Here is a 19,752-nt window from a genome sequence, read left to right as displayed (position 1 = left end):
ATAGGAGCGTGCGGATCGGACTGGTGGGCGGTGGGTTCGCCGCCCTGCGCGGGGCCCTCGAGACGGCGTTCGACGCGGTCGGCTGGACCGGTGTCGAGATCCTCGACATGCCCGTCGAGGTCCCGGACGGCGGCCTGCCGCACGTCGACGTCCTCTGCCCGATGGGCAGCACGATCTCGGGCGCGCTCATGGACGCCACGACGCCGCGCATGATCCAGCAGTTCGGCGTCGGGCTGTCCGGGGTCGACCTCGACGCGGCCGCCGCGCGGGGCCTCCCGGTCGACAACGTCTCGGGGGCCGAGTCCGGCAACGCGGTCGCCGTCGCCGAGGTCGCCCTGCTCCACCTGCTCGCCCTGCTGCGCCGCTTCGAGGAGGCCCGGGCCAACGTCGGGAAGAGCGTGGTGGGCGCGCCCTCCGGGCGGACCCTCGCCGGACGCACCGTCGGCGTGCTCGGCGTCGGCGACATCGGCGCCGAGGTGATCGTGCGCCTGCGGGCCTTCGGCGCCGAGCCGGTCGGGATCGGGCGCCGCCCGCGGGTCGAGACGCCGCGGGCCGCCGAGCTGCTCGACGACGCCCACTACCACCGCGCCGACGACCTGCCCGCCGCGCTGGCCCGCTGCGACGACCTCGTCGTGGCCTGCCCGCTGACCCCGGAGACGCGCGGGATCGTCGGCACCGCCGCGCTCGACGCCCTGCGCCCCGGCGGCCACGTCGTCAACGTCGCCCGCGGCGGGGTCGTCGACAAGGACGCCCTGCTCGCCGCCCTGCGCGACGGGCGGCTCGCCGGGGCCGGGCTCGACGTCACCTGGGTCGAGCCGATCGAGGTCGACGACCCGCTGCTGGCCGAGAACGTCGCGGTCACCCCGCACGTCGGCGGCGTCACCGAGACCTCCTACGCCGGCATCGCGCGGGGCTTCGTCGCGTCGGTGGAGCGCCACCTCGGTCGACACGGCTAGTCACCGCCGAAGCGTCGAGGCCAAGAATCCCCTCCCCGAACGGCCGATCACGAGTACTCTCCGTGTGCACCACGGTGGATGCTTCCCGGGGAGGCGACCATGCCCCGATCGTTGGCGCTCCCCGGCGCGGTCTGCGCGCTCGCCTGGGTCGCCGCCCTGCCCGTGGCGGTCACGGCCGTCGCCCGCCGCGACCTCGCCCTCGACAGCCCGCGCGGCGCGTGGCACGCGGTGCTGGTCGTGTCCCTGCTCGCGGTCGCGGCCCTCGCCGTCGTCGCGGCCGTCCGGCGCGACCCGCGTCCGGGACCGCGGCTGGTGCTCGCCGGCGTCGTGTGCGGGATCGCGTGGGGCGCCGCCCTGCGGGGCTTCATGGCCGCGGTGGCCGGACCGGAGTCGGTCGTCTCCTGGCTCGGCACGTTCGGCTTCATCCTGCTCACCAGCGCGGTCGTCGGCGGGATGCTCGGGTACGCCGAGCACCGCCGCCGCCAGGGCCGCCCGGGCCGCCGCCTGACCCCTCGTGCCCCTGATCTTCGCCATCGACCCGTCCGCGCTGCTGCTCGTGCTGCCGGCGATGGCGGGCGGGTGGGCGCTCGCCGGGCGGGGGACGCCGCGCCGACGCCGGTGGGCGTGGTCGGCCACGGTCGTCCCGGTCGTGGCCTTCCTCGTCATCGTGGCGCTGCTCGGCGACCTCCGCGAGCTCCTGCGCCCGGAGGGCCTCGTCGCGACCGTCCTGCTGTTCTCCTGCTTCGCCGTGCTCACGCTCGCGTGCTCGATCCCGTTCCGCGCCGCACCGCCGCCGGGCCCCGACACGGTCGAGTCACGGTTCACTGTCGGGGTGCGCGGCTAATCTCGGGCCCGTGACCAGCACGGAACACACCGACGTGCCCACCGACGCGGCACAGCGCCACCGCGAGCTGTCCGAGGTCGTGGCCGACCACCAGTTCCGCTACTACGTGCTCGACGCCCCGATCGTCACCGACGGCGAGTTCGACGAGCTGTTCGGCGAGCTGCAGCGCCTCGAGGAGGAGCACCCGTCGCTGGTCACGCCGGCGTCGCCGACGCAGCGGGTCGGGGGCGGGTTCTCCACCGACTTCGTCGCGGTCGACCACCTCGAGCGCATGCTCTCGCTCGACAACGCGTTCGCGCCCGAGGAGCTGCGCGAGTGGGTGCTGCGCGTGCAGCGCGAGCTCGACTTCCCCACCGAGGAGCTGCTCTACCTCTGCGAGCTCAAGATCGACGGGCTCGCGGTGAACCTGCTCTACGAGAACGGCCACCTCACGCGCGCGCTCACCCGCGGCGACGGCCGCACGGGCGAGGACATCACGCTCAACATGCGCACGCTCGCCGACGTGCCCACCGAGCTGACGGGCACCGACGAGTTCCCGGTGCCCGAGCTCATGGAGGTCCGCGGCGAGGTGTTCTTCCGTCTCGCCGACTTCGAGGAGCTCAACGCCGGGCTCGTCGCGGCGGGCAAGCAGCCGTTCGCCAACCCGCGCAACTCCGCGGCGGGCTCGCTGCGCCAGAAGGACCCGCGGGTGACGGCCACGCGCCCGCTGCGGCTGATCTGCCACGGGCTGGGCCGGCGCCGCGGCTTCACCCCCGAGCGCCAGTCCCAGGCCTACGACGCCCTGGCCGCCTGGGGCCTGCCGGTGTCGACGCACACGCGCGTGCTCCACGGCGTCGACGCGGTGATCGACCACGTGCGCTACTGGGGTGAGCACCGCCACGACGCCGAGCACGAGATCGACGGCGTGGTCGTCAAGGTCGACGACGTCGCGCTGCAGCGCCGACTGGGTTCGACGTCGCGGGCGCCGCGGTGGGCGATCGCCTACAAGTACCCGCCCGAGCAGGCCACCACGACGCTGCGCAACATCAGCGTCAACGTCGGGCGCACCGGGCGCGTCACCCCGTTCGCCGAGATGGACCCGGTGCTCGTCGCGGGCTCGACGGTCTCGCTCGCGACGCTGCACAACGCCGGCGAGGTCGAGCGCAAGGGCGTGCTCATCGGCGACCGGGTGATCATCCGCAAGGCCGGTGACGTCATCCCCGAGGTGCTCGGGCCGGTGGTCGAGGCGCGCACCGGCGACGAGCACGCGTTCGTCATGCCCACCCACTGCCCCGAGTGCGGCACCGAGCTGCGCCAGATGCGCGAGGGCGACAAGGACCTGCGCTGCCCCAACGCCCGGTCCTGCCCCGCGCAGCTGCGGGAGCGCCTGTTCCACGTCGCGGGCCGGGGCGCGTTCGACATCGAGGTGCTCGGCTACGAGGCCGCCACCGCGCTGCTCGACGCCGGGGTGGTGGCCGACGAGGGCGACGTCTTCCGGCTCACCGAGGACGACCTCATCCAGGTCGACCTCTTCCGCACCAAGGCGGGCAACGTCTCGGCCAACGGGCGCAAGCTGCTCACCAACCTCGACACCGCCAAGCAGCGCCCGCTGTGGAAGGTGCTCGTCGGGCTCTCGATCCGCCACGTCGGGCCGACGGCCGCCCAGGCGCTGGCGCGCCACTTCCGGTCGGTCGACGCCATCGACGCGGCCGGCGAGGAGGAGCTGGCGGCGGTCGACGGGGTCGGGCCCACCATCGCGCACGCGGTGCGGGAGTGGTTCTCGGTCGACTGGCACCGCGAGGTCGTCGAGAAGTGGCGCTCGGCGGGGGTGGTGCTCGCCGAGGAGGCCGACGAGTCGGTGCCCCGCACCCTCGAGGGCCTGTCGATCGTCGTCACCGGCTCGCTCCCGACGTTCTCCCGCGACGAGGCGAAGGAGGCCATCCTCGCCCGCGGCGGGCGCGCGGCGGGCTCGGTGTCCAAGAAGACGGCGTTCCTCGTCGTGGGTGACGAGCCGGGCTCGAAGTACGACAAGGCGGTGGCGGCGAAGGTCCCGATCCTCGACGAGGACGGCTTCCGCGTGCTGCTCGCCGACGGCCCCGAGGCGGCCCGGGCGGCGGCCGTCGATCCGGCCGCCGAGTCCGCCGCGGACCCCGCCGCGGACTCCTCGACCGGGGAGAGCTGACCCGCGCTCTGCCGTCCTCCCGGCTCGTCAGGCAGACTCACACCGTCGGGTGACGACGCCTGCGTCCGTCCGGGTGGCATCGCGGCGGGTTTCCCGACGCCGTCGGCTCGGCGTTGCCCTCGCCGTCGGCAGCGTCGAAGCTGGGTACCCCCGGTCCGGAGCCGGCTGAGGGTCGCGCGAGAGGGGAGGACACCGCGGTGCTGCAGTGCTGCCCCAACGGTGCCCGACCCGCCGACGTGTACCCGGCGGTGCCGATGAGCCCGCGCCACCTCGCCCGCGACGCCCGTGCCGTGGCCCTCCTGGGTGTCGAGAGCCTCCACGTGCACCCCCGCGACCGGGACGGTCAGGAGAGCCTCGACCCGCGCGTGATCGGCACGGTCGTCGACGCGATCCGGCGCGAGGCCCCGGAGATGGAGATCGGCGTCACGACGGCCCGCTGGGTCGAGCCGGACCCCCTGAAGCGCACCGAGATCATCGGGCAGTGGGGGCGCCTGCCCAAGCACGCCCGCCCCGACGTGGCGTCGGTCAACGTCCACGAGCGGGGCTGGCAGCGCGTGTGCGCGGCGCTCGACGCGGTCGACATCGGCGTCGAGCTCGGCGTGTGGACCACCGGCGACGCCGTGCAGCTCAAGCAGGCCGGCCTGCCGCGCGGCACCGTGCGGGTGCTCGCCGAGGTCACCGTCACCGACCCGGACACCGCGGTCGCCGAGGCCGTGCGCATCCTCAAGGCCCTCGGGCCGGTACCCGCGCCGGTGCTGCTGCACGGCGAGGAGGCGGGCGCCTGGCCCGTGCTCGAGTACGCCAAGCGCAACAACCTCGACACCCGCATCGGCTTCGAGGACACCCTCAAGGGCCCCGACGGCACCTGGCTCGCGACCGGCAACGAGGAGCTCGTGCGCTACGCGCTGGGCCACGACGTCGGCGGGCGCTACGAGCGGCGCCGCAACGGGGTCCGGGGCGGCCTGCGGTCCTCGGGGTTCTGGCCCGGGTCGCGCGCCGAGCACCGACGCTGAGGGTCCGCCCGCTCACAGTGCGCTGTTCGTGACGCGAATTGCGTGCGATCTCTCACGTGGTGTCACCGAATAGCTCTTCAATCTATCGATTGCACCTCACCGCGACTCTTTCAGAGCAGCGCGCGAATACGCACGGTCGCCCTACCCTGGTGTGCTCCTGTCGGCGCGAGCGGAGCACGATCATGACACAGGTCATTTCCCGATTCGACGATCTGCGGACGGCGCTCGCGGGCACCGTCGTCACCCCGGACGACCCGGGGTACGACGAGGCCCGCGAAGTGTGGAACGGCGAGATCGACCGGAGACCGGCCGTCATCGCCTACTGCGAGAGCGCCGAGGACGTCGCCCGCGCGGTCACGTTCGCTCGAGAGTCCTCACTGGAGATCTCGGTGCGCAGCGGCGGTGCCCATTCCGGAGCCGGGATGGGCGTCGGCGACGCCGGGATCGTCATCGACCTCGGTCGCATCAACGACGTCGTGGTCGACCCCGTCGCCCGCCGCGCGGTGGCCGGCGGCGGGGCGTTGTTGCGCGACGTCGACGCGGCGACCCAGGCCCACGGGCTCGCGGTGCCGATGGGGGAGATCGGCCACACCGGGCTCGGCGGCATCGCGACCGGTGGCGGGATGGGCTGGCTGACACGCGTGCACGGACTGACCTGCGACAACGTCGTCGCGGCACAGATCGTCACCGCGGACGGACGGATCCTGCGCGCGGCGCCGGACGAGAACCCCGACCTGTTCTGGGCGATCCGTGGCGGCGGCGGCAACTTCGGGGTGGTCACGTCGTTCGAGCTCGCCCTGCACGAGGTGGGACCCCAGATCGAGCTCGGCCTGCTGTTCTACGCGATGGACGACGCGGCGGCCGCCCTGCGCGTCGCCCGCGACGTCATCACCGATCTGCCGCCCGACGTCACCTTCCAGGTGGTCGCCCTGAACGCGCCGCCGGAACCGTTCGTGCCCCCGGAGCACCATGGAAAGCTCGGCTTCGCACTGGTCGTCGTGGGGTTCGGCGCCGAAATGGGCCACCGGGCCGTCGTCGACCGGGTTCGCGGCGCGCTGCCCCCGCCGTTGTTCGAGTTGGTCACGCCGATGCCGTACACGGCACTGCAGCAGATGTTCGACGAGGCGTTCGCGTGGGGTTCCTACGTCTACGTCAAAGCCCTGTATCTCGAGAACTTCACCGACGACGCCATCGACGTGATCGTCTCGCGGACCGCCGAGACGGCCTCGGGGAGGTCATCGGTGCACTTCTACGTGCTGAGTGGTGGGTACTGCGACATGACGGACGACGCGACGGCGTTCAGCGGCGGGCGCACCCCGCGGCTCGGTGTGTTCCTCGTCGGACTGGCGTCGGACGCGGCGGTCCTCGCCGGGGAGCGCGCCTGGGTCCGCGGCTTCTTCGACGCGATCGCACCCCATGCGCTGGGGAAGGGCGCCTACGTCAACGAGCTGATGCCCGACGACGTCCACCGCCTGCCGGCGTCCTACGGCGCCAAGTTCGGGCGGCTGCAGCAGATCAAGGCCGCCTACGACCCGGAGAACGTGTTCCACCGCAACGCGAACATCCTCCCGGCGTCCTGACGTGGTCAGCCGGTGATCGTCGCGACGATCCCGGCGAGGTGCGACAGGCGGGCGAGCTCGGAGGGCCGGAAGGCCGGTCCACCGGGCCGGCCGACGACGACGGCGCGCTCCGGACGGCCCAGGGGCGCGGCGGCGAGCTCGGTGTCGAGGGCGGTCCAGGCGTCGGGCACCGTCTGGCCCGCGTCCGGGTCGAGCACCGTCGCCTTGCTCAGCGGCAGCCAGGGGAGCTCGGCGGCCTCGGTCTCCGGGGCCGCCGCGCTCGAGGCGACGCGGCGCACGCGCCGGCCCTCGCCGGTGGTCTCGGTGATCAGCGCCCAGGCCGAGCGGAACAGGCGCGGGACGCCCTCGGCGAGCCGCGTCAGCCCCTCCTCGGGGTGGGCGGTGATGGCCTCGACGAGCTCCAGCTCGCGGGTGGTGTCCAGGGCGCCGGCGAACGGGCGCACCGACTCGACCACGACGCCGTCGACGGCCTCCGCGGCGGTGATGAGCACGTCGGGGAGCCGGGAGCTGGGCATGTCGACGACGAGGTCGTCCACCGCCGATCCGCCCCCGCGCTCGACGACGTCGACGGAGAGGATGTCCGCCCCCTCGGCCCCGAGGGCGGACGCGAGCGCCCCGAGCGTGCCCGGACGATCCGGCAGCACCACGCGCAGCAGGTAGGTCACGGCCCTCCTCGACTCGGGACTCCCGACGGCACGGCGTGCTCTCGCGGCGGGGCCGTGGGTTCGACCCGCTCGCCGCCGGGCGGCGCCACGCCGGGCGCCCGTCGTGGACCCGCCGACGGGACCGGCGCATCTTCGCAGGAGCACCCCTGTCCGGGCGAGGATTGATCAGGCACGACCGCCGGAAACCTCGTCGGCGCCGGTCCTAGACTGGGTGTTCGCACTCGGGAGTCGCAGTGACGCGCCTGGTCCCGAGGACTGTGCACGACCCCGGAGGGACATGTCCGACATCACCCGCGACGACGTCGCCCACCTCGCCCGCCTGGCCCGGCTCGCCGTCTCCGACGCCGAGCTGGACATGTTCTCGGGACAGATCGACGCGATCGTCGACACGGTCTCCCGGGTCGGCGAGATCCCCGACGACGTCCCCCCGACCGCTCAGGTCGTGCCGCAGACCAACGTGCTGCGACCCGACGTGCACGAGCCGTCCCTGCGCCGCGACGTCGCGCTGGCCGAGGCCCCGGCCGCCGAAGAGGGGCGCTTCCGCGTGCCGCGGATCCTCGGGGAGGAACTGTGAACGAGCTGATCTCGCTCGACGCCGCGGAGCTCGCGCGGCGCATCCACGCCCGCGAGGTGTCGTCGGTCGACGTCACCCGGGCGCACCTCGAGCGCATCGAGGCCGTCGACGGCCCGGCCGAGAGCGGCGTGCACGCGTTCCTGCACCTCGACGCCGACGGCGCGCTCGCCGCGGCCGAGGCCGCCGACCGCGCCATCGCCGACGGCACGCCCGCGTCCCCGCTGGCCGGGGTGCCGATCGCGCTCAAGGACAACCTGACCACCACCGACATGCCCACCACCGCCGCCTCGCGCATCCTCGAGGGCTGGCGGCCGCCGTACGACGCGACGGTCGTGGCCCGGCTGCGCGCCGCGGGCCTGGTGCCGCTGGGCAAGACGAACCTCGACGAGTTCGCCATGGGCAGCTCGACGGAGAACTCGGCGTTCGGGCCCAGCCGCAACCCGTGGGACCTCACGCGCATCCCCGGCGGCTCCGGCGGCGGGTCGTCGTCGGCGGTCGCCGCCGGCGAGACCCCGCTCGCGCTCGGCTCGGACACCGGCGGCTCGATCCGCCAGCCCGGCGCGGTCACCGGCACCGTCGGCGTCAAGCCGACCTACGGCACGGTCTCGCGCTACGGGCTCATCGCGTTCTCGTCGTCGCTCGACCAGATCGGGCCCTGCGCGCGCTCGGTGCTCGACGCCGCCCTGCTGCACGAGGTCATCGGCGGGCAGGACAAGAACGACCAGACCTCGGTCAGCGCGCCGCTGCCGCCCGTGGTCGAGGCCGCGCAGGCCGGGGCCCGCGGCGACCTGTCCGGGGTGCGCGTCGGCGTCGTCACCGAGTTCTCCGGCGAGGGCTACCAGCCCGGCGTGCTCGGGGCGTTCACCGACGCCGTCCGGGTGCTGGGCGAGCTGGGCGCCGAGGTCGTCGAGGTCTCGTGCCCGTCGTTCGGCTACGCGCTGCCGGCGTACTACCTCATCGCGCCGAGCGAGGCCTCGAGCAACCTCGCGCGCTTCGACGCCATGCGCTACGGCCTGCGGGTCGGCGACGACGGCGAGCACGCGGCCGACGAGGTCATGTCGCTGACACGCGAGGCGGGCTTTGGCGCCGAGGTCAAGCGCCGCATCATGATCGGGACGCACGCCCTCTCCGCGGGGTCGTACGACGCGCTCTACGGCAAGGCCCAGAAGGCCCGCACGCTGATCGTCCGCGACTTCACCGCCGCGTTCGAGACGTGCGACGTGCTGATCTCGCCGACGACGCCCACCACGGCGTTCCCGATCGGCGAGCGCGCCGACGACCCGCTGGCGATGTACCTCGCCGACCTCTGCACGATCCCGTCGAACCTGGCCGGCAACGCCGCGCTCTCGGTGCCGTGCGGCCTGTCCGCGGACGACGGGCTGCCCGTCGGCCTGCAGATCATGGCCCCGGCGCTCGCCGACGACCGTGCCTACCGGGTGGCCGCCGCCTACGAGGTCGCCCGCGGCCCGGGCGCCGGCCCCCGCATCCCCGAACTGCGTGCCCTGGAGACCTCGCGATGACGGCCACGATCGACGCCGCCCCGTACACCGTCGAGGAGGTCTGCGAGCGCTTCGACCCCGTGATGGGGCTCGAGGTGCACGTGGAGCTCAACACCGCGACCAAGATGTTCTGCGGCTGCGCCAACGCGTTCGGCGCCGAGCCCAACACGAACATCTGCCCGGTCTGCCTCGGCCTGCCCGGCGCGCTGCCGCGGCTCAACGGCACCGCCGTCGAGTCCGCCGTCAAGATCGGGCTGGCGCTGAACTGCCAGGTGCGGGAGCGCTCCGGCTTCGCCCGGAAGAACTACTTCTACCCGGACATGCCGAAGAACTTCCAGATCTCCCAGTACGAGGACCCGATCGTCTTCGACGGGTACCTCGACGTGCCGCTCGACGACGGCACCACGTGGCGCGTGGAGATCGAGCGCGCGCACATGGAGGAGGACACCGGCAAGTCCCTGCACATCGGCGGGGCCACCGGGCGCATCCACGGCGCGGACCACTCGCTGCTCGACTACAACCGCGCCGGCGTGCCGCTCATCGAGATCGTCACCAGGCCGATCGTCGGGGCCGGGGTGCGCGCGCCCGAGGTCGCGCGGGCCTACGTGACGGCGCTGCGTGACGTCCTGCGCGGGCTCGGCGTCTCCGACGTGCGCATGGACCAGGGCTCGATGCGCTGCGACGCCAACGTGTCGCTCAAGCCGAAGGGCACGAGCGAGTTCGGCACCCGCACCGAGACGAAGAACGTCAACTCGCTGCGCTCGGTGGAGCGCGCGGTGCGCTACGAGATGGGCCGCCACGCCGGCGTCCTGCTCTCGGGGGGCACCGTCACCCAGGAGACCCGGCACTTCGACGAGCAGTCCGGGACGACGTCGGCGGGCCGGCCGAAGGAGACCTTCGCCGACTACCGCTTCTTCCCCGAGCCCGACCTCCCGCCGCTGGAGCCGTCGCGCGCGTGGGTGGAGACGCTGCGCGCCGGCCTGCCCGAGCGGCCGTGGGAGCGCCGGGCGCGCATCCAGACCGAGTGGGGCCTGTCCGACGAGGAGCTGCGCGACCTGGTCAACGCCGAGGCGCTCGACCTGGTCGCCGACACCGTCGACGCCGGCGCGCCGCCCGAGGCGGCCCGCTCCTGGTGGGTGTCCTACCTCGCGCAGCAGGCCAACACCGCCGGGGTCACGCTCCCGGAACTCGCGATCACGCCCGCGCAGGTCGCGCGCGTGGTGGCGCTGGTGGCCGAGGGCACGCTGACCAACAAGCTGGCGCGCCAGGTCGTCGACGGGGTGCTGGCCGGCGAGGGCGAGCCCGACGAGGTCGTGGCCGGGCGGGGGCTCGCGGTGGTCAGCGACGAGAGCGCGCTGACGACCGCGGTCGACGAGGCGCTCGCCGCCCAGCCCGACATCGCCGAGAAGATCCGCGCCGGCAAGACCAAGGCCGCGGGCGCGATCGTCGGCGCCGTGATGAAGGCCACCCGCGGCCAGGCGGACGCCGCCCGCGTGCAGGAACTGGTGCTGGAGCGCTGCCGCTAGGTGCCGCAGCGAAGATCTGGATCATGTTTTTCGTGATCTAGCCGTAACCCGGACGGGATCCCTCCGTTGGGTGATTCAGGGAGCAGCGTGTAGCGGCTTCTTGACCGGGCGTCACAGCGTGCCCTCGCTCGGTCGTATCCCCCGACGCCACACGAAGTACTGGAGGGTCCCGAATGGGTGCACACAGTGCCCGGCAGACCAGCACGGTCGGCAAGGTCGCCGGCCGCGGCGCGCTCACCGCTGCCGCTGCGCTCGCGCTGACGGGCGGCACCGCCTCGTTCGCGTTCGCCGACGAGCCCGCGAACTTCGACAACACGTCGTCCACGCTGCAGGACGTCGCGCAGAGCAACGCCGAGGGCCTCGCGGAGCTCCCCGAGACCGACGCGCCCACCACGTTCAAGGGTGCCGAGGAGTTCGTCGGCGGCCACGTGTCGGCGGGCCAGCACGACGTCAGCCGCATCACCTCGGCGGTCACCTCCGACGTGCAGACGGCCGCCAACGCCCACGGCGTCCCGGTCGGCAGCCAGGCCACCGACACCGAGCAGGAGATCTCCGGCGCCGTCTCCGAGGCCTCGGGCAAGATCCACGACGCCACCGGCGCCGGCGCGCTGAAGCTCGACGAGGCGGCCTCGCAGGGCTCGAGCGTCCTGTCGTTCGGCGGCAGCGACAGCGACGACGACTGACCTCCTCGCCTGGTCCGCTCCCCAGACCGGGCGAGCCCACGGCCCCGTTGCCCCGCACTCCGACGCGGGGGAGCGGGGCCGTGGTGCGTCCGGAGCTAGTCGGCCCCGCTCGCCCCGCCCGACGGGGGCCGGATGCGCACGACGCGGTCGTCGGTCGGCGTCACGGGCCCGCCGCCGCCCTTGTTGGCCGTCGTGAACCAGATGAGCCCGTCGGAGGCGACGTCCGTGCCGGTGATGCGCCCGTACGTGCCCGCGAGCACGGCCTGCGGGGTCCCGACGAACGAGCCCTGCGGCGTGGGGCGCAGCACGAACATCGCGCTCGAGCCCTCCAGGCCGACGACGAGCGTGCCCGGCAGCGCCGCGCACCCCGCGACGCCCGGGCGGTCGGGCCACGTCCACGCGGGTGAGGTCGCCGCGTTCGCGCCCGGCGCCTCCCCGGGCCGCACGGCGAGCAGGACGTCGCGCGGTCCCGCCTGGTCGGTCACCCAGCTGACGCCGGTGGCGGGGTCGGCGCACACGTCGCCCGGCGCGTGCAGCCCGCTGCCCACGATCGGCGAGGACGGGTCCGGCGTGCCGGGCGCGGGCCGGCCGAACGGGTCGATGCGCAGGAGCTTGCCCGCCAGCGAGGTGGGGGAGGTCGCCGCGGCCCGGTCGCCGCCGTCCCCGGTGGCCACGAGCAGCGTGCCGTCGGGCTCGACGCCGACCGCGCCGCTGTTGCCCGACGGCCCGCTCGGGATGCCGCCGAGCACGGTCTTGGGGACGTCGCCGGGCGCGACGCGCATGACCGCGTTGCCGCCGCCGGTGGTGGCGTAGGCGTACACGAGCTGGTCCTCGGCGTAGCTGGGGGAGAGCGCGATGCTGGTGAGCCCGCCGTCGCCGGTCGCGGTCACCGGCACCGTCGCCACCGTCTCCGGCTCCTCGTCGGGCGCCACGCGCAGGATCCGCCCGGTGGTGCGTTCCGCGACCAGCGCGGCCGCCCCGCCGGGCAGCGTGACGACGGCCGACAGCGGGGCGAGGCAGGTGGCGACCACCTGCGGGTCCGGGTCGACGCACGGCGGGGGCGTCGAGGGCGGGCCGGAGTTCGGCGCCGGCGTGGGCTCGCCGGTCTCGGGCAGCTGCGGCTGCGGGGCGCGCTCGGCGCCGAGGTCCGGGCGCTCGCGCCACGGCTGCTGCCCGGCGTCGGGGAACTGCGCGCAGCCGGCCAGCAGCGCGGCCAGCACGGCCAGCAGGACCGCCGCCCGCCGGGAGACGCAGCGCCGCGGACCGATCACGGATGGACACCCTAGGCGCCGCCGTCTCTGCCGGCCGTGAGACGGGTGGACTACCGTCCGCGAACCGTGAGCACCGAACCCGTGACCGTCCTCGTCCCGCACGCCGAGGGCGAGGCCGCGCTCGCCGACATCGACGGGCTCGAGCTCGTCCGCTACGACGAGCAGGCCGAGGAGCTGCCCGAGGCCGCGCAGCGCGCCGCCGTGCTCATCCCCGGCTTCCTCGCCACGACCGACGCGCTGAAGCTGGTGGAACGCTGCCCGGCGCTGCGCCTGGTGCAGCTGCTCTCGGCCGGCGCGGAGATGTGGGTGGGCCGCCTGCCCGAGGGCGTGCAGCTCTCGGACTGCCAGGGCGCGCACGGCGGCGTCACCGCCGAGTGGGTGCTCGCCACGACCCTCGCCGTCCTGCGGGAGATCCCCCCGTTCGTGCGGGCCCAGGACGAGGCCCGCTGGGACCAGCACATCACCGACACGCTCACCGGGAAGCGCGTGCTGCTCGTCGGCGCGGGCGACCTCGCCGAGCAGACCGCCCGCCGCCTCGAGACCTTCGACGTCGCCGCGATCACGCGCGTCGGGCGCCGCGCCCGCGACGGGGTGCACGCCACCTCCGAGCTGCCCGACCTCCTGGGCGACCACGACGTCGTCGTGCTCCTCGTCCCGCTGACCGACGAGACGCGCGGGCTCGTGGACGCCGCGTTCCTCGCCGCGATGCCCGACGGCGCGCTGCTGGTCAACGCCGCGCGGGGCCCGGTGGTGGACACCGACGCCCTGCTCGCCGAGCTGCGCGCGGAGCGCCTGCGCGCGGCGATCGACGTCGTCGACCCCGAGCCGCTGCCCGCTGACCACCCGCTGTGGTCGGCGCCCAACCTGCTCATCACCCCGCACGTCGGCGGCAGCGTCCCCGGCCACCTCGACCGCGCCTACCGCGTCGTGCACGACCAGCTCGCGGCCGTCGCGCGCGGCGAGGACCCGCCGAACCTCGTCATCAACGGGTACTGAGACGACTAACTTGCCAGACAACACGCAAGTATGTAGAAAGGGTGCAGCGCCCACGCACCCCTGACGTGGACGACGTCGAGAGTGGAGTGGGCGATGACAGCCTGGACGACCGTCAGCACGGGTGCCGGCGAGGAGATCGTGTCCGTGCAGGTCGAGGACGGCGACCCGTTCGCCGTGATGGCGATGGGCCGGCACACTGCGGTGCTCACGCGCGACGAGTGCCGCCGGATCGCCGACGCCCTGCGCGCCGCGTCCCGGCGGGACGCGCCGCGCTGACGTAGCGTCCGGCGCGTGACCCGCCCGATCGACGTCGGCGACCTGGTCGGGGCGTTCTTCGGGACGCTCTTCGTGGTCCTCAACGCCGGCCTGCTCGGGGCGGTGGGGCACACGGTCGCCGCGGTGCTGGCGCTGGCGTGCGCCGCGACCGTCGTCGCCGCGTTCGTCCGTCGCCGCCGCGCCGCGGGCAGCAGCGGGATGTTCCCCCTGACCCGCTCCTACCGGGTGATCCTCGCGGTCGAGGTGGTGGCGCTGTTCGGCGGGACGGCGGTGCTCGGCCGGATCGCGCCCCAGCTCTCCGTGCCGTGGGTGGTGCTCGTCGTCGGCGTGCACTTCCTCGCGCTCGCCCGCTGGTGGCTCGTCGGCGCGCGCCCGTTCGGCGTGCTGGGCGCCGTCCTCACGCTGATCGCCCTGGTCGGGGGCGTGGTCGGCGTCGTGGGCGGCCCGGCGTCGGCGCCGGTCGCGGCGTTCGTCGCCGGCGTCGGCGCGGGGGTCGTCATGCTCGGCGGGACGACCCCCCGCGCCGTGCGCGCGCTGCGGATCTAGACCGAGCGCACCGCGCCCGTCGCCCCGGAGGTGACGAGCTTCGCGTAGGCGCGCAGGGCGCTGGTGAGCTGCCGGTTCCGCTCGACGGCGGGCTGCCACGGGCGCTCGGAGGCGTCCATCTTGGCGCGGCGCTCGGCGAGCACGTCGTCGTCGACGAGCAGCTCGATGCGGCGGCGGTCGACGTCGAGGAGGATCTCGTCGCCGTCCTGGACCAGCCCGATCGCCCCGCCCGCGGCGGCCTCGGGGGAGACGTGCCCGACCGAGATGCCGCTCGAGCCGCCCGAGAACCGGCCGTCGGTGACCAGCGCGCACACCGCGCCGAGGCCCGCGCCCTTGAGGAACGCGGTGGGGTGCAGCATCTCCTGCATCCCCGGGCCGCCGGCCGGTCCCTCGTAGCGCACGACGATCACGTCGCCGGGCTGGACCTGCTTGCCGAGGATGATCGAGACGGCCTCCTCCTGGGACTCCACCACGCGGGCGGGTCCGCGGAAGTGCCGCCCGTCCTCGGGCAGGCCGGCGCTCTTGATGACGGCGCCGTCGGGGGAGAGGTTGCCGGTGAGCACCGCGAGCCCGCCGTCGGCCGAGAACGCGTGCTCGACGTCGTGGATGACGCCGTCCGTGCCGTCGGTGTCGAGCGAGGACCAGCGGTTGGTCGTCGAGAACGGCTCGACCGTGCGCACCCCGCCGGGCGCGGCGTGGAAGAGCTCGACGGCCTCGTCGGACGGCGAGCCGCCGCGGATGTCCCAGGTCCCGAGCCAGTCGGCGAGCGACGGCGCGTGGACCGCGTGCACGTCGCGGTGCAGCAGCCCGGCGCGGTCGAGCTCGCCGAGGATCGCCGGGATGCCGCCGGCGCGGTGCACGTCCTCCATGTGGTGGCTGGAGTTCGGCGCGACCTTCGACACGCACGGGACCCGCCGGCTGACCGCGTCGATGTCGGCGAGCGTGAAGCCCAGGTCGGCCTCGTGCGCGGCGGCGAGGATGTGCAGGACCGTGTTGGTCGAGCCGCCCATGGCGACGTCGAGCGCCATCGCGTTCTCGAAGGCGTGCTTGCTCGCGACGTGGCGCGGCAGCACGGAGTCGTCGTCCTGCTCGTAGTACCGGCGGGCGAGGTCGACGACGGTGCGCCCGGCGTCGAGGAAGAGCTGCTTGCGCGCGGCGTGCGTGGCGAGCGTCGAGCCGTTGCCGGGCAGCGAGAGCCCGAGGGCCTCGGTGAGGCAGTTCATCGAGTTCGCGGTGAACATGCCCGAGCACGACCCGCAGGTCGGGCACGCGGAGCGCTCGACCTCGGTGAGCCCGTCGTCGCTGACCTGCGTCGACGCCGACGCGGAGATCGCGGTGATGAGGTCGGTGGGCGCCTGCGCGACGCCGTCGACGACGACGGCCTTGCCGGCCTCCATCGGCCCGCCGGACACGAACACCGTCGGGACGTTCAGCCGCAGCGCGGCGTTGAGCATGCCCGGGGTGATCTTGTCGCAGTTCGAGATGCACACCAGCGCGTCGACGGCGTGGCCCTGGACCATGTGCTCGACGGCGTCGGCGATCACCTCGCGCGACGGCAGCGAGTGCAGCATCCCGCCGTGGCCCATCGCGATGCCGTCGTCGACGGCGATCGTGTGGAACTCCCGCGCGATCCCGCCGGCCTCGCGCACGGCGCCCGCGACGAGCTCGCCCAGCTCCTTGAGGTGCACGTGCCCGGGCACGAACTGCGTGTAGGAGTTGGCGATCGCGACGAGCGGCTTGCCGAAGTCGGAGTCGGTGAGGCCGGTGGCGCGCCAGAGGGCGCGAGCCCCGGCGGCGTTGCGGCCCTGGGTGGTGACGCGTGAGCGCAGCGGCGGCACGGGTGACCTCGCAGGAAGGTGATCAGTGGTGGACCACCGGCGAGGTTACGCCCGGCTCTCGCCGTCCTCGCTGGTCGCCTCGGTACCCGGCTCCTCGGCACCCTCGGCGCCCGTCTCCTCCGTCTGCCGCTCGCGCAGCCGCGCGATCCGCATCCGGGTGGCCTCGAGCTCGCGCTGGTGCTCGCGCGCCGCGGCGACCTCGTCGGGGGTCGGCATGTCGATCCGCCCCTCGCTGGCCTCCGCGACGCGGCCGAGGTCGCGGGGCCGCACGCCCACCAGCGGCACCTCACCCCCGTCGCTGCGCACCGCGCGCACCCAGCCCCGCTCGGCGACCCGCAGCGTCGCCAGGTCGTCCCACGCCACCCGGGTCGCGCCGAGGATCGACAGCACCCGCAGCGCCGACCCGTCGACGACCGTGCGCGTGCGCAGCAGCCACCAGGCCGGGACCAGCGGGAGGAGGAACAGCAGGAACCACGCGCCGCCCTGGAACGCGATGGGGGACAGGCCGATGACGACGAACCCCACGGCGACCAGCGCCACCAGCGGCACCGGCCGGAACGTCGCCGGCCTCGCCGACCCCGCCGACCCCGTCGTCGCGCTCTCGGTCGCCTGCTCGCTCGTCACACCTCACGATGCTGCCAGCCACCCCGGTTTGACGCCGTCCAGACGGGCCACCTACTCTCGTCGCCGTGATCCAGCGGCGAATTCTCGTAGTCCCGGGGCGCGTCAGCGCCTGACGGGCCGTGCCGCCCGCCGCGAGAACCTGCTGACGCGCCTGCCCTCCCCGCCTCGAGGCGGTGGGGGCTTTTTCATGTTCGGCCCCAGTTCCGTATCCGGATCGACCCACCGAGGTGGACCACCCGATGACCACAGCCAGACCGGCGCCCCCCGGCACCACGGGTCCGGCCGCGAACGGCGCCGAGACCCGGCGCCCGTCCCCGCGGACCGGTGCGCCCTCCGAGCAGCAGGACACCCACCTGCAGGCTCCCGTGCAGCAGGACGCGACCCGTCCCACGCACGTCGACCCGTCCCCGGCCACCGGCGCCCAGTCGCTGGTGCGCTCGCTCGAGGCCGTCGGCTGTGACGTCGTCTTCGGCATCCCGGGCGGGGCGATCCTCCCGGCGTACGACCCGCTCTTCGATTCCCGTCTCGTGCGGCACGTCCTCGTGCGCCACGAGCAGGGCGCGGGCCACGCGGCCACCGGCTACGCCCAGGCCACCGGCCGGGTCGGGGTCTGCATCGCGACCTCGGGCCCGGGGGCGACGAACCTCGTCACCCCGCTCGCGGACGCGATGCTCGACTCGGTGCCGATCGTGGCGATCACCGGCCAGGTCGGCCGCAAGCTCATCGGCACGGACGCGTTCCAGGAAGCCGACATCTGCGGCATCACGATGCCGATCACCAAGCACAACATGCTGGTCACCGACCCGGCGGACATCCCGCGCGCGATCGCGGAGGCGTTCCACATCGCGGCCAGCGGCCGTCCGGGTCCGGTCCTGGTCGACCTACCCAAGGACGTGCTGCAGGCCCAGACCACGTTCAGCTGGCCGGTCGAGACCCGGCTGCCCGGCTACCGGCCGACCACCCGGCCGCACAGCAAGCAGATCCGGGAGGCCGCCCGCCTGATCGGCGAGGCGCGCCGTCCCGTCCTCTACGTCGGCGGCGGTGTGATCAAGGCCGAGGCCTCCACCGAGCTCCTCGACCTCGCCGACGAGACCGGCGCGCCCGTGGTCACCACCCTCATGGCCCGCGGCGCCTTCCCCGACGGCCACCGCCAGAACCTGGGGATGCCGGGCATGCACGGGACGGTCGCCGCCGTCGCCGCGATGCAGAAGGCCGACCTGCTGATCGCCCTCGGCACGCGCTTCGACGACCGCGTCACCGGCGACCTGTCGACGTTCGCCCCCGAGGCGAAGGTCGTGCACGCCGACGTCGACCCCGCGGAGATCGGCAAGAACCGCGTCGCGGACGTGCCGATCGTGGGCGACGCCCGCGAGGTCATCACGGAGCTGACCGCGGCGCTGCGCAACGCCGCCGACGGCGGCCGCGACGCCCGCGCCGAGCGGCTCCTGCCCTGGTGGGACCAGCTCGAGCGGTGGCGCCAGACGTTCCCGCTCGGGTACGACGACCCGGCCGACGGGACGCTGTCGCCCGAGTACGTCATCGAGCGGATCGGGGCCATCGCGGGCCCGGACGCGATCTACTCGGCGGGCGTGGGCCAGCACCAGATGTGGGCCGCGCAGTTCATCCGCTACGAGAAGCCGCGCACCTGGCTCAACTCCGGCGGCGCCGGGACGATGGGCTACGGCGTGCCCGCCGCGATGGGCGCGAAGGTCGGCATGCCCGACACCACGGTGTGGTGCATCGACGGCGACGGCTGCTTCCAGATGACCAACCAGGAGCTCGCGACCTGCGCGATCGAGGGCATCCCGATCAAGGTGGCGGTCATCAACAACGGCAACCTCGGCATGGTCCGCCAGTGGCAGACCCTGTTCTACGAGGAGCGCTACTCGAACACCGAGCTCGGCACGCACAAGCACCGCGTGCCCGACTTCGTGCTGCTCGCCCAGGCGCTCGGCTGCGAGGGGCTGCGCTGCGAGTCGAAGGACGACGTCGACCGCGTCATCGCGCAGGCCATGGCCATCGACGACCGCCCCGTCGTCATCGACTTCACCGTCGGCGCCGACGCGCAGGTCTGGCCGATGGTCGCCGCCGGCACCGGCAACGACCAGATCATGGCGGCGCGCGACATCCGCCCGCTGTTCGACGACCCGGAAGCGGGCGGAGCGGACGAGGTGCCCGCATGACCACCACCCACACCCTCTCGGTGCTCGTCGAGGACAAGCCCGGTGTGCTCGCGCGCATCTCGGGACTGTTCTCCCGGCGCGGCTACAACATCCAGTCGCTGGCCGTGGGCCCCACCGAGGAGGAGGGGATCTCGCGCATGACCATCTGCGTGACGGTCGACGACTTCCCCCTCGAGCAGGTCACCAAGCAGCTCAACAAGCTCGTCCACGTCATCAAGATCGTGGAGCTGGAGCCGGCGACGTCGGTCCAGCGCGAGCTCGTGATGATGAAGATCCGGGCCGACGCGAGCGTGCGGTCGCAGGTGCTCGAGGTGACGCAGATGTTCCGCGCCAAGGTCGTCGACGTGTCGCCCGAGGCGGTCACCGTCGAGGCCACCGGCACCGAGGACAAGCTCAACGCGCTGCGTCGCATGCTGGAGCCCTACGGGCTCCGCGAGATCGTGCAGTCCGGCATGGTCGCGCTGGCCCGTGGGCCGCGCTCGATCGCCGCGCACCACCGCTAGATTCGTCTCCCGTA

Annotated in this window: 18 protein-coding genes; 14 read left to right on the top strand and 4 right to left on the bottom strand. The window is 73.9% G+C overall.

The genetic code is table 11. The annotated features are described in order from the left end of the window. Positions 1 to 8 precede the first annotated feature (8 nt). The 5 genes from ACFPK1_RS24760 to ACFPK1_RS24740 all read left to right on the top strand — a co-directional run bounded on the left by ACFPK1_RS24760 (position 9) and on the right by ACFPK1_RS24740 (position 6,554). The gene (locus ACFPK1_RS24760) at positions 9 to 956 is read left to right on the top strand and encodes an NAD(P)-dependent oxidoreductase (RefSeq protein WP_378023618.1); all 948 of its coding nucleotides are present in this window, start codon (positions 9 to 11) and stop codon (positions 954 to 956) included. Positions 957 to 1,470: 514 nt separating this feature from the next. Continuing rightward, positions 1,471 to 1,800 carry a hypothetical protein gene (locus ACFPK1_RS24755; RefSeq protein ID WP_378023617.1) on the top strand — a complete coding sequence of 110 codons (330 nt, stop codon included), beginning with the start codon at positions 1,471 to 1,473 and terminating at the stop codon, positions 1,798 to 1,800. Between the two features lie 10 nt (positions 1,801 to 1,810). Beyond that, the gene (gene ligA / locus ACFPK1_RS24750; protein ID WP_378023616.1) at positions 1,811 to 3,961 is read left to right on the top strand and encodes an NAD-dependent DNA ligase LigA; all 2,151 of its coding nucleotides are present in this window, start codon (positions 1,811 to 1,813) and stop codon (positions 3,959 to 3,961) included. A 197-nt stretch (positions 3,962 to 4,158) separates the two neighbouring features. Next, on the top strand, positions 4,159 to 4,974 hold the full coding sequence (locus ACFPK1_RS24745) for a 3-keto-5-aminohexanoate cleavage protein (protein ID WP_378023615.1): 816 nt from the start codon (positions 4,159 to 4,161) through the stop codon (positions 4,972 to 4,974). A gap of 182 nt (positions 4,975 to 5,156) precedes the next feature. Further along, complete coding sequence (locus ACFPK1_RS24740; RefSeq protein WP_378023614.1) at positions 5,157 to 6,554, top strand: FAD-binding oxidoreductase; 1,398 nt, start codon at positions 5,157 to 5,159, stop codon at positions 6,552 to 6,554. 5 nt (positions 6,555 to 6,559) lie between these two features. On the opposite strand, the gene ACFPK1_RS24735 is transcribed toward ACFPK1_RS24740, so the two are convergent. Beyond that, positions 6,560 to 7,219, bottom strand: a complete 660-nt coding sequence (locus ACFPK1_RS24735) for an ACT domain-containing protein (RefSeq protein ID WP_378023613.1) — start codon at positions 7,217 to 7,219, stop codon at positions 6,560 to 6,562. A 277-nt stretch (positions 7,220 to 7,496) separates the two neighbouring features. Here ACFPK1_RS24735 and gatC point away from each other — a divergent pair, with 277 nt between their 5' ends. The 4 genes from gatC to ACFPK1_RS24715 all read left to right on the top strand — a co-directional run bounded on the left by gatC (position 7,497) and on the right by ACFPK1_RS24715 (position 11,501). After that, the gene (gene gatC, locus ACFPK1_RS24730; RefSeq protein WP_378023612.1) at positions 7,497 to 7,793 is read left to right on the top strand and encodes an Asp-tRNA(Asn)/Glu-tRNA(Gln) amidotransferase subunit GatC; all 297 of its coding nucleotides are present in this window, start codon (positions 7,497 to 7,499) and stop codon (positions 7,791 to 7,793) included. Next, positions 7,790 to 9,313, top strand: a complete 1,524-nt coding sequence (gene gatA / locus ACFPK1_RS24725; RefSeq protein WP_378023611.1) for an Asp-tRNA(Asn)/Glu-tRNA(Gln) amidotransferase subunit GatA — start codon at positions 7,790 to 7,792, stop codon at positions 9,311 to 9,313. Before gatC ends, gatA begins: the two co-directional genes overlap by 4 nt. Further along, entirely contained in the window at positions 9,310 to 10,818 is a 1,509-nt protein-coding gene (gatB, locus tag ACFPK1_RS24720; RefSeq protein WP_378023610.1) for an Asp-tRNA(Asn)/Glu-tRNA(Gln) amidotransferase subunit GatB, read from the top strand. The genes gatA and gatB overlap by 4 nt, the downstream gene beginning before the upstream one ends. A gap of 173 nt (positions 10,819 to 10,991) precedes the next feature. After that, the gene (locus ACFPK1_RS24715; RefSeq protein WP_378023609.1) at positions 10,992 to 11,501 is read left to right on the top strand and encodes a hypothetical protein; all 510 of its coding nucleotides are present in this window, start codon (positions 10,992 to 10,994) and stop codon (positions 11,499 to 11,501) included. A gap of 95 nt (positions 11,502 to 11,596) precedes the next feature. On the opposite strand, the gene ACFPK1_RS24710 is transcribed toward ACFPK1_RS24715, so the two are convergent. Continuing rightward, a complete protein-coding gene (locus tag ACFPK1_RS24710; protein WP_378023608.1) occupies positions 11,597 to 12,772 on the bottom strand; it encodes a PQQ-dependent sugar dehydrogenase in 1,176 nt (391 codons plus the stop codon). Between the two features lie 66 nt (positions 12,773 to 12,838). Here ACFPK1_RS24710 and ACFPK1_RS24705 point away from each other — a divergent pair, with 66 nt between their 5' ends. From ACFPK1_RS24705 to ACFPK1_RS24695, 3 genes are all read left to right on the top strand, one after another. Next, complete coding sequence (locus ACFPK1_RS24705) at positions 12,839 to 13,768, top strand: 2-hydroxyacid dehydrogenase (protein ID WP_378023607.1); 930 nt, start codon at positions 12,839 to 12,841, stop codon at positions 13,766 to 13,768. 93 nt (positions 13,769 to 13,861) lie between these two features. Next, positions 13,862 to 14,044, top strand: a complete 183-nt coding sequence (locus ACFPK1_RS24700) for a hypothetical protein (RefSeq protein WP_378023606.1) — start codon at positions 13,862 to 13,864, stop codon at positions 14,042 to 14,044. Positions 14,045 to 14,059: 15 nt separating this feature from the next. Beyond that, complete coding sequence (locus tag ACFPK1_RS24695; RefSeq protein WP_378023605.1) at positions 14,060 to 14,590, top strand: hypothetical protein; 531 nt, start codon at positions 14,060 to 14,062, stop codon at positions 14,588 to 14,590. On the opposite strand, the gene ilvD is transcribed toward ACFPK1_RS24695, so the two are convergent. Together ilvD and ACFPK1_RS24685 are read right to left on the bottom strand one after the other, a co-directional pair. Further along, a complete protein-coding gene (gene ilvD, locus ACFPK1_RS24690) occupies positions 14,587 to 16,428 on the bottom strand; it encodes a dihydroxy-acid dehydratase (protein ID WP_378023604.1) in 1,842 nt (613 codons plus the stop codon). The genes ACFPK1_RS24695 and ilvD overlap by 4 nt on opposite strands. Positions 16,429 to 16,473: 45 nt before the next feature. Next, positions 16,474 to 17,052 (bottom strand): PH domain-containing protein, encoded by a 579-nt coding sequence (locus ACFPK1_RS24685; protein ID WP_378023603.1) that lies wholly within the window; start codon positions 17,050 to 17,052, stop codon positions 16,474 to 16,476. Positions 17,053 to 17,291: 239 nt separating this feature from the next. Here ACFPK1_RS24685 and ACFPK1_RS24680 point away from each other — a divergent pair, with 239 nt between their 5' ends. Then, entirely contained in the window at positions 17,292 to 19,235 is a 1,944-nt protein-coding gene (locus tag ACFPK1_RS24680; RefSeq protein ID WP_378023602.1) for an acetolactate synthase large subunit, read from the top strand. Continuing rightward, positions 19,232 to 19,738: an acetolactate synthase small subunit gene (ilvN, locus tag ACFPK1_RS24675; protein WP_274282451.1), complete on the top strand. Its 507-nt coding sequence runs from the start codon at positions 19,232 to 19,234 to the stop codon at positions 19,736 to 19,738. The genes ACFPK1_RS24680 and ilvN overlap by 4 nt, the downstream gene beginning before the upstream one ends. Positions 19,739 to 19,752 lie beyond the last annotated feature (14 nt).

The organism is Actinomycetospora rhizophila, from assembly GCF_042657905.1.
GTDB lineage: Bacteria > Actinomycetota > Actinomycetes > Mycobacteriales > Pseudonocardiaceae > Actinomycetospora > Actinomycetospora rhizophila.
The sequence above is the reverse complement of the archived record's forward strand: the minus strand, read 5'-3'. Positions and strand labels throughout refer to the sequence as shown.